This window comes from Haloimpatiens lingqiaonensis, assembly GCF_901447495.1.
Classification (GTDB): Bacteria; Bacillota; Clostridia; order Clostridiales; family Clostridiaceae; genus Haloimpatiens; species Haloimpatiens lingqiaonensis.
Map to the genome: position 1 here is coordinate 1 of NZ_CABDWS010000095.1, position 9,377 is coordinate 9,377.

Consider the following 9,377-nt stretch of genomic DNA (forward strand, 5'->3'; position numbering starts at 1 on the left):
ATTAAATTTCATAATTATACAAACATACATTCTTATTGGACTGTATGCTTGTTAAGGTTACCCTTTTTTAAAGAAATCATTTCATTTTTCTTTTATTTTGTTCTTGACATATTACCAAATTGCTTATATCTGATCCTTGCTTACTCCCATTTTACTTAGTGCAAAATACATTATAGAAACAGCAATATATACAATTATAATAAGTAAAGTAGAGTATGCCGCTGCCACACCAAATCTACCTGCGTCCACCTGTGAAAGTATATTTACAGTAAGCAGGCTATATCTTGCTGAAACTAAGAATATTACTGCACTTACCGCAGTCATACTTCTTACAAAACTATAAACAAGTCCTGAGAAAAATGCTGGCTTTATAAGTGGCAATGTTACAGAAGTAAATACCTTAGTTGTATCTGCCCCTAAATCTGACGCTGCCTCTTCTATAGCAGGATCTATTTGTTGAAGAGCTGCTACTCCTGATCTTACACCCACTGGCAAACTTCTCATAACAAAGGCTATTATTATTATTGTTGCAGTACCAGTTAATAATAATGGCTTAGTATTGTAAGCTAAAACGTAACCTATACCTATAACAGTTCCTGGCACCGCCATTGCTAATAAAGATGAAAATTCAACAAAACCACGTCCATAGAATTTCTTTCTAACAATTAAGAATGCAACAATCATAGCAAGTACCCCTGTAATAGGTGTTGCAATAGCCGAAAGGAATGTAGTATCTATTAATGGTTTAATTCCAAGTTCAAAAACATATTTAAAATGTTTAAGTGTTAATTTATAGTCCATTCCCCATATATTAAATAATCCGCCTAAAGGTATTAGTCCGTAAAATACTAATACAAAAATAGTTACAATTAAACAAAATGCATCTATAGGATACACTATTTTCTTTTCATCAATTAAATCTCTTCCTCTTGAAGCTTTTCCTGTAACTGTTATATATGATTTTCTCTCTATCCAATATTTTTCAACAACGAATAATAATATAGTAAGAACCAATAAAATAACTGCTATAGTGGCTCCACCTTGCATATCATAGTTACCTATGGCCTGCAAATATATTTGTGTTGCTAGTGTTGAAAAGTTTCCACCAATAACCATTGGGTTTGAGAAATCTGCTACTGTTTCTATAAATGTTAATAAAAATGCATTAGCAAGTCCTGGTGCCATAAGAGGCAATGTAACTGTAGTAAAAGTTTTCCATCTTGAAGCTCCCATATTTCTTGCTGCCTCTTCTAATGAAGGGTCTATATGTTTTAAAAGTCCTGTTAATAAAAGATATGCCACTGGAAAAAATGTCATAGTCTGTACAATAACTAAACCTTTTAATCCATATATATTTGCATCTGAAATATGAAGTAATTTATGAGTTATAAATCCTCTTTGTCCAAAAAGCATAATTGCTGATAATGCGAGTACAAAGGGTGGTGAAATAATAGGAAGTATAGATACAATATTAAATAGTTTCTTAAATCTTGTTTTTATATAAGAATCTGCATATGCAAATATAAATCCAATTAAAGTAGATAATCCTCCAACAATAAATCCTAACATCAATGTGTTTTTTAATGTATTTCTAAAATCAATACTTTTAATAGTTTCAGAATATGCACTTAGTGTAAAACCATCTTTGCCAATGAAGCTCTCTTTAAGTACTGCAAATAATGGATATAAAATAAATATTAATAATATTGCTATTACAAAAATTATTGTAACTAGAAGCATTGGATCTCTCCATATTTTTTTCATATCCGTTACATCGCTTTTCATTTTATTCCTATACTTATTGAATGCCATTCAACATTCTCCTTTCCTGTATATAACCATTTCTTAATAACTGAATAAACAGAGCTCTTAGCTTCAGATGGAGTTTTTACTCCAACTGAAGGTTAGAGATCGTTATCCAGGGACGTAGCTGCCGTTATCTCCCACTTTGTTAGAAGGGGGAGTGTTACGGCAGGTAGTCATCGGACAAATCCTGTTTCAAAGTTAAGTTAATAAATAACTCGTCAGTATCATAACATGCAGCTACCAACGAGTTTTTTATTATTGTTCTAATTTTGTTCTATTTTAAATACTATTTATTTGTTAATTTATGCCATTCGTCTACTAATTTCTTTCTATTCTTTCCTGCAAACTCCATATCATAATCAATCAATTTAGTATCTTTTAATTGTTCAGCTTCTTTAGGTGGTTGAGCATTTTTATTTGTTAAGAATTGGAATGAACCATAGTTTTGTCCCATTTCTTGTACTTCTTTCTTTAAGCACCAATCTACAAACTTCTTAGCAGCTTCCATATCTGGAGCATTTTTTAATATAGATACAGCACCTACTTCATAACCAGTACCCTCTGAAGGAGCTGATAGAACTATATCAGAATATCCTTGCTTTTGATATTTAATTCCATCGTGTAAGAAACAAATACCAACCATAGCTTCTCCTGTTCCTGCCATTTGAGCTGGAGCAGATCCAGTTTTAGGATATTGTCTTATTTGTCCATCTAATTTTTTAGCATAGTCCATAGCTTTCTCTTCGCCCATTAATTGAACTAAAGTTGCAATCATAGCATAAGCTGTACCTGATGAGGCTGGGTTAGCTACAACTATTTGTCCCTTATATTCAGGTTTTAATAAATCTTCCCAAGACTTTGGAACTTGAGCATTTTTCTCTTTTAATAATTTAGAGTTACAAACAAATCCTAAGTATCCGTTGTATATTCCTGTCCAATATCCATCTTTATCCTTAAATTGATCTGGTATTTCTTTTGCTGTAGGTGATTCATATTTTTCTAATAATCCTTGTTCCTTAGCAGCTACAAATGTATCTGCTGGACCACCGTACCAAACTGAAGCTTTAGGATTTTGTTTTTCAGCATCTATTCTCTTTAATGCTTCTCCACCACTTAATCTTATAACTGTAGTTTTAACACCAGATTCTTTTTCAAATTCTTTTGCCACAGCATTTGCGTGATCTTCCATAAGTCCTGCATATATTGTCAATGATAACTGTTTATCGCCTTTTTTAGCTGTTTCGCTTTTTCCACAACCCACAAGAGTGCTTCCAAGCATAATCATGCCTAAAGTCAAAGCTAATAATCTTTTCTTAATCATATTAATCCTCCCAATCATTTTTCTTTATATATTAGTAACATCGTTTACAAATATCATTATAAATTATTTAACACTTCATTAATAAATAATGAACAAAATAAAACACATATAGGTAAAATTTTTGCACATTTTAAACACCCCAGTTTCAAAAATACTGAAATTCCATTTTTGAAACTGGGGTATATTATTTACTTCATATTCATTTTTCTGTGTACATTCTATGTTAAAAGTTCAGTTTATGAAGCTTCAAACTGACTCTTATATAATTTAGCGTAGAATCCGTCTTTTACAAGGAGCTCATTGTGATTTCCCTGTTCTACGATGTCACCATTGTTCATAACCAAAATTAAATCTGCATCTCTTATGGTTGATAAACGATGAGCTATTATGAAGCTAGTGCAGTCCTTTGCCAGTGCATCCATAGCCAATTTAATCTGTACCTCTGTACGAGTATCAATGGAGCTAGTGGCTTCATCTAAAATAAGAATTTTAGGCTTTGCAAGTATCGCTCTTGCAATAGTTATTAACTGTTTTTGACCTTGAGATATATTAGATGCTTCCTCATTAAGCACCATATTGTATCCATCTGGTAAGGCATGAACAAAGCTGTCTACACGAGCTGATTTGGCAGCTTCAACTACTTCCTCATCTGTAGCATCTACTCTTCCGTATCTTATATTCTCCATAATACTGCCATTATATAGCCAAGTGTCTTGTAAAACCATGCCAAACATAGAACGCAAATCATTACGAGTAAAATCTCTTATGTCATAACCATCTACCAATATTGCTCCTTGATTCACATCATAAAAACGCATTAAAAGTTTTACCATAGTAGTTTTACCAGCACCAGTAGGTCCAACTATAGCAACCTTTTGTCCTGGTTTTATATTAGCCGAAAAGTCATTAATTATAGTTTTTTCAGGATTGTATCCAAAATGAACATTCTTAAATTCCACATGCCCTTGAACTTCATTAAGCTTTACAGGATTTTTAGCTTCTGGCACTTCCTCTTCTTCATCTAAAAATTCAAATACACGCTCTGCAGAAGCTGCTGTTTGCTGAAGTATATTAGATATATTCGCAATTTGAGCAATAGGCTGCGTAAATTGACGTACATATTGAATAAATGCCTGAATATCTCCCACTTCTATAGTTCTCTTAACTACAAGATATCCACCCAATATGCTCACTGCCACATAACCCAAATTTCCTACAAAATTCATAAGAGGCATCATAATACTAGTTAAAAATTGAGATTTCCATGCTGCTCCATAAAGCTTATCATTTAACTTATTAAACTGCTCAATACTTCTCTTCTCACCATTAAACGCCTTCATTACTATGTGTCCACCATACATTTCTTCCACGTGGCCATTTACATTTCCTAAATAGTCCTGCTGCTGTTTAAAGAATTTTTGAGAATTCTTAACAATGATCATTATAATAATCATAGACACTGGAATTATTCCAATAGCCACCAAACTCATTTGCCAACTTATACTAAACATCATAATTAACACACCAAGAACAGTGGTTACAGATGTTATAATTTGTGTTAAACTTTGATTAAGAGTTTGACTTAAAGTATCTACATCATTGGTAACACGAGATAGTACCTCTCCTTGATTGGTATTATCAAAATACTTAAGAGGCATTCTATTAATTTTCTCGGAAATTTCCTTTCTAAAATTATAGCTTACCTTCATTGCCACATTAGTCATTATCCATCCTTGAACATAACTAAGCGCTGCACTTAATAAGTATAAACCTATTAGTATAATTATTATTTTTTCTATATAATCAAAATCTATATTGCCTGTACCTGAAATTTTTGCCATAATACCTTCAAAAATCTTTGTAGTAACCTTTCCCAAAACCTTAGGTCCAACTATAGAAAAGGCTGAGCTACCTATGGCAAATATTAATACAGTTATTATTGAAAATTTATAGGCACTTAAATACTTAATTAATTTCTTCATAGTTCCTTTAAAGTCTCTTGCTTTTTCTCCACCTTGCAGCATTGCACCAGGACCATGTCCCATACGCTTAGGTGGACGGCGATTATGCATTTCTTTTAGTCTACTTTTGTCTCTGCTCATGCCAATTCCTCCTTTGAAAGCTGTGATAAAGCAATTTCTTTGTAAGTTTCACAATTTTCCATAAGCTCCTTATGAGTGCCCATTCCTACTATTCTTCCCTCATCCAAAACTATTATCTTTTCAGCATTTTTTATTGTAGCTATACGTTGTGCTACTATCAATACTGTACTTTCACCAGTTTTTTCTTTTAAAGCCTTTCTTAATTCTAAATCTGTTTTAAAATCAAGAGCAGAAAAACTATCATCAAATATAGAAATTTCAGGATTCTTTACAATAGCACGAGCTATGGACAACCTTTGTTTTTGCCCTCCAGAAACATTGGTTCCACCTTGAGAAATTTCCAGTGAAAGTCCCTGACCTTTTTCCTCTACAAATCCTTTAGCTTGAGCAATTTCTATAGCTCTATTTAAATCCTCTTCTGAGGCATTTTCATTAGCATATCTTAAGTTTGATTCAATATCTCCACTAAATAATGAACTTTTTTGTGGCACATAACCAATTTTATCCCTAAGTTTATGTTGATTAACCTCTTTAACATTTACTCCATCTATAATTACTTCACCCTCAGTGGCATCATAAAAGCGAAGTATTAAATTAATCAATGTAGTTTTACCTGAACCAGTAGCTCCTATAAAGGCTGTGGTTTCTCCTGGCAAAGCTTTAAAACTTATGTTTTTAAGCATATTCTCCTCTGCACCAGGATATTTAAAGGACACATTTTTAAATTCCACTACACCCTTTAATTCCTCATTAAAACTTTTGCTCTCCTCTGGGTCTATAATAGTTGGCTCTACCTCTAAGACTTCTGAAATACGTTGTGCTGATACAGACGCCCTTGGTATCATAATAAACATAAATGACATCATAAGGAATGCAAAAATTATTTGCATAGCATATTGCATGAAGGCCATCATGTCTCCCACTTGCATACTTGACTGGGCAATATGATGTGCCCCTACCCAAACTATTAATAGAGTTACACCATTCATTATAAGCATCATGCTTGGAAACATAACTGCCATTATACGGTTAACAAATAAATTAGTCTTTGTTAGGTCTTTGTTAGCTTTATCGAACCTTTTTTCTTCAAATTTCTGTGTATTAAATGCTCTTATAACCATCATTCCTGAAAGATTTTCACGGGTAACTAGGTTAAGCCTATCCACAAGCTTTTGTACAATTTTAAATTTTGGTAAAGATACTGAAAATACTATAAGTATTAAACCTAAAAGTGTAATTACTGCCACCGCTATAATCCATGACATAGATGTACTCTTAGCAATAGCTTTAATTATACCCCCTACCCCTATGATAGGTGCATAAAATATCATCCTTATCATTATTACAATAAGCATTTGTATTTGATTAATATCATTGGTAGTTCTTGTTATAAGTGATGCAGTAGAAAATTTATCTAACTCTGCATTAGAAAAACCTTCAACCTTTTTAAATACATCTTTACGCAAGTTCCTAGCTAATCCTGCTGCTATTCTTGATGCAAAGAATCCTACCATAACTATGCATACTGCACTTAGCAAGGATATTAAAAGCATCTTAATCCCTGTTCTACCAATATACCTACTTTGTATTTTGTCTGTATCTACTCCCAGTGCTTTATACTCACCTTTTACAGAATTTGCTGCAGCTTGAATTATCATGTTATCTCCTAGAGCAGCAAATTTCTTATTCATATCATCATTTATTTTTAAACGCTCGTCCTCTGGCAAATTTTTAAATAACATGAATAAATCAGTGCTGGCAGGAACTTTTTTGCCGTTTATATCTATTAGGCCATTCTTCGCACTAGATTTCATATTATCAACACCTGCAACTGCTAGAAATGATTTTCCCATTATTAAATTTAATTCTTCTACCTTTGACTTATCACTATCTTTTAATACATATATAGCTTCTTTTTTAAGGATTGGATAATCCTCTACATACTTTTCATAATCAGTATCTTTTTTATCTACTAAAGTATATTGATTTAATACCTTTTCCTTATCTTCTTCGCTCATAAATATAGTAAGCTTTTCCATCTGATTCTTTCTTATGGCCTTTGGTACAGCATCTTCAATACCACCCTGCTGAATACCCGTATTAACTATATTGGACATGTAATCAGGCAATGCTAAATCCGTCATAGCTTGAATAAAAAGAAGAACTATAGCAATAAGTATTGATGACACAAATGGTTTTAAATATTTAGCTAATTTGTACATTGCAATTTCTACCCCTTTCCTAATGTTATATTTAATTTAAAAATTCTCCCTATCCACTACTTCCTTTAGTATAGATAAACCCTCAAGTATTTTATCTGCTTCTTCATCAGATGTTTTGCTTATTACTGTTTCCATTTTTCTTTGTATTTGACAAAAGCGATCCTTTGAATTTTTTCTAAACTCAGAGTTTACATCTACATAAACAACTCTTCTATCCTTTTCACTTCTAATTCTTTCTACAAAACCTTGCTTTTCTAATCTATCTACTATACCTGAAATAGTGCTATTTGAAAGACCTATGCGTTTACTTAAATCACTTATTTTCATTTTCCCTTCATGAGATAGCATACCTATAATCATTCCCTGTGGTGCCGTTAAATTCATATCCTCAAATTCTTTTCTCACACTTTGCTTTATGGAATCCATAACTTGCTTCAGCATTCTAACTATCTCCATTGATTTATTTGCATCATTCATAAAATAATATCCTCCTCTCTATATCGTTCAAAGTATTATAAATCCCCTAATGCGAATAATTTCTTATGTATATTTTTAATAATTCAACTTTCACAGCTATACATACTTCTTACCTTACTTCTTACCTTTCACTCTTTCCTACTCTACAACTTCCTATTTTACATACTAAATTTTAAGTTAAGAGCATTTATTTATATTTCGCATTAAAATTATTCGCATTAATATATTTCGCATACGAAATATATTAATATTTTTAATACTTACAGTCAAGTTTTTTTATTATATGTTAACAAATTTTTTTCAATTATAAATTTCCCCCTATCTGAATAAGTTTATATTGACACAATAATAAATATAAAATATAATATTTTTTAGATACCCCAGTAGGGTATATTTTGGGAGGTGTATATTATGAAAAATTTATCTTTAGTTTGGAAAAAATATTCTTATATAATTTTAATAACCTTTATGATCCTTGGATTCTTTGATTTTAGAATAGGATTAATTGCAATACTATGCATGGTGGGACCCATAGTACTATCTTTATTTAAGGGAAGATTCTGGTGTGGAAACATTTGCCCTAGAGGAAGCTTTTACGATAATGTAGTATCTAAATTTAGCAATAAAAGAAAAGTACCTAAATTTCTTAAATCCACATTTTTCAGGTTAATTGTTACTGTTATAATGCTCACTATGTTCACCTTAGGAATGATAAAAAATTGGGGTAATCTATATGCAATGGGCTTTATATTTTATAGGCTTATAGCAGTTACTACTTTAATTGGTATTATTTTATCCTTATTTTATAACCATAGAACTTGGTGTAATTTCTGTCCTATGGGCAGCATAGCTGCATTAATATCATTTTTCAAAAATAAGAAAAATACCCCTGCTTTACTTAAAGTAAATAACTCTTGCGTTTCCTGCAAAATATGTGAGCGTAATTGTCCTATGGGCATAGCACCTTATGAATTTAAAGATGATGCTATTACTCACAAGGACTGCATCCAATGCAGTAAATGTGTTTATTCCTGCCCTAAAAAATCCATTGGCAAAACCTTATAAGAAAATTATGACGTTGTCACAATTTTCAGTGGGCTAGTGTGCCAGTGTGCTAGAGGGCTAAAATTAGTGTGCTAGTGTGCTAGAGGACCAGAGGGCTAGAGAAGGATAATTTTTCTTCATTGCATTACGAAAAATTTTAGAATGTAAAAAATAGCTAACATAATTTCACGTTGTGAAATTATGTTAGCTATTTTTGGAATTAACTTAAATCTTTTATTGGCGATAGCCAGGCTAAATATATAAATATCAGATATCAAATATCAAATATCAAATATCAATTAATGTGGATTTTCTTCATTTTATTCAGAAAATCTTTAAGTTAGAAAAAGAAAGGGATAATAATCTTTTTATGCGAAGCCGTTCGAAAAGTTATATGGTAACCAT

General features: G+C 31.8%; 6 protein-coding genes. 1 reads left to right on the forward strand and 5 read right to left on the reverse strand.

The window, feature by feature from the left end:
- Nucleotides 1-123 precede the first annotated feature (123 nt).
- The 5 genes from FGK85_RS13515 to FGK85_RS13535 all read right to left on the reverse strand — a co-directional run bounded on the left by FGK85_RS13515 (nucleotide 124) and on the right by FGK85_RS13535 (nucleotide 7,928).
- Nucleotides 124-1,812, reverse strand: a complete 1,689-nt coding sequence (locus tag FGK85_RS13515) for an ABC transporter permease (protein ID WP_243122890.1) — start codon at nucleotides 1,810-1,812, stop codon at nucleotides 124-126.
- A 280-nt stretch (nucleotides 1,813-2,092) separates the two neighbouring features.
- The gene (locus tag FGK85_RS13520) at nucleotides 2,093-3,127 is read right to left on the reverse strand and encodes an ABC transporter substrate-binding protein (protein WP_171011437.1); all 1,035 of its coding nucleotides are present in this window, start codon (nucleotides 3,125-3,127) and stop codon (nucleotides 2,093-2,095) included.
- A 236-nt stretch (nucleotides 3,128-3,363) separates the two neighbouring features.
- On the reverse strand, nucleotides 3,364-5,199 hold the full coding sequence (locus FGK85_RS13525) for an ABC transporter ATP-binding protein (protein ID WP_138207491.1): 1,836 nt from the start codon (nucleotides 5,197-5,199) through the stop codon (nucleotides 3,364-3,366).
- Between the two features lie 26 nt (nucleotides 5,200-5,225).
- Nucleotides 5,226-7,451 (reverse strand): ABC transporter ATP-binding protein, encoded by a 2,226-nt coding sequence (locus FGK85_RS13530; RefSeq protein ID WP_138207481.1) that lies wholly within the window; start codon nucleotides 7,449-7,451, stop codon nucleotides 5,226-5,228.
- Between the two features lie 36 nt (nucleotides 7,452-7,487).
- Nucleotides 7,488-7,928: a MarR family winged helix-turn-helix transcriptional regulator gene (locus FGK85_RS13535; protein ID WP_138207483.1), complete on the reverse strand. Its 441-nt coding sequence runs from the start codon at nucleotides 7,926-7,928 to the stop codon at nucleotides 7,488-7,490.
- Nucleotides 7,929-8,339: 411 nt separating this feature from the next.
- Here FGK85_RS13535 and FGK85_RS13540 point away from each other — a divergent pair, with 411 nt between their 5' ends.
- Nucleotides 8,340-8,993 (forward strand): 4Fe-4S binding protein, encoded by a 654-nt coding sequence (locus FGK85_RS13540; RefSeq protein WP_138207485.1) that lies wholly within the window; start codon nucleotides 8,340-8,342, stop codon nucleotides 8,991-8,993.
- Nucleotides 8,994-9,377: the final 384 nt, after the last annotated feature.

Excerpts from the sequence above, each read along its gene's own strand:
- FGK85_RS13515 (WP_243122890.1), bottom strand. The coding sequence starts at position 1,812 with ATGGCATTCAATAAGTATAGGAATAAAATGAAAAGCGATGTAACGGAT.
- FGK85_RS13520 (WP_171011437.1), bottom strand. The coding sequence starts at position 3,127 with ATGATTAAGAAAAGATTATTAGCTTTGACTTTAGGCATGATTATGCTT.
- FGK85_RS13525 (WP_138207491.1), bottom strand. The coding sequence starts at position 5,199 with ATGCATAATCGCCGTCCACCTAAGCGTATGGGACATGGTCCTGGTGCA.
- FGK85_RS13530 (WP_138207481.1), bottom strand. The coding sequence starts at position 7,451 with ATGTACAAATTAGCTAAATATTTAAAACCATTTGTGTCATCAATACTT.
- FGK85_RS13535 (WP_138207483.1), bottom strand. The coding sequence starts at position 7,928 with ATGAATGATGCAAATAAATCAATGGAGATAGTTAGAATGCTGAAGCAA.
- FGK85_RS13540 (WP_138207485.1), top strand. The coding sequence starts at position 8,340 with ATGAAAAATTTATCTTTAGTTTGGAAAAAATATTCTTATATAATTTTA.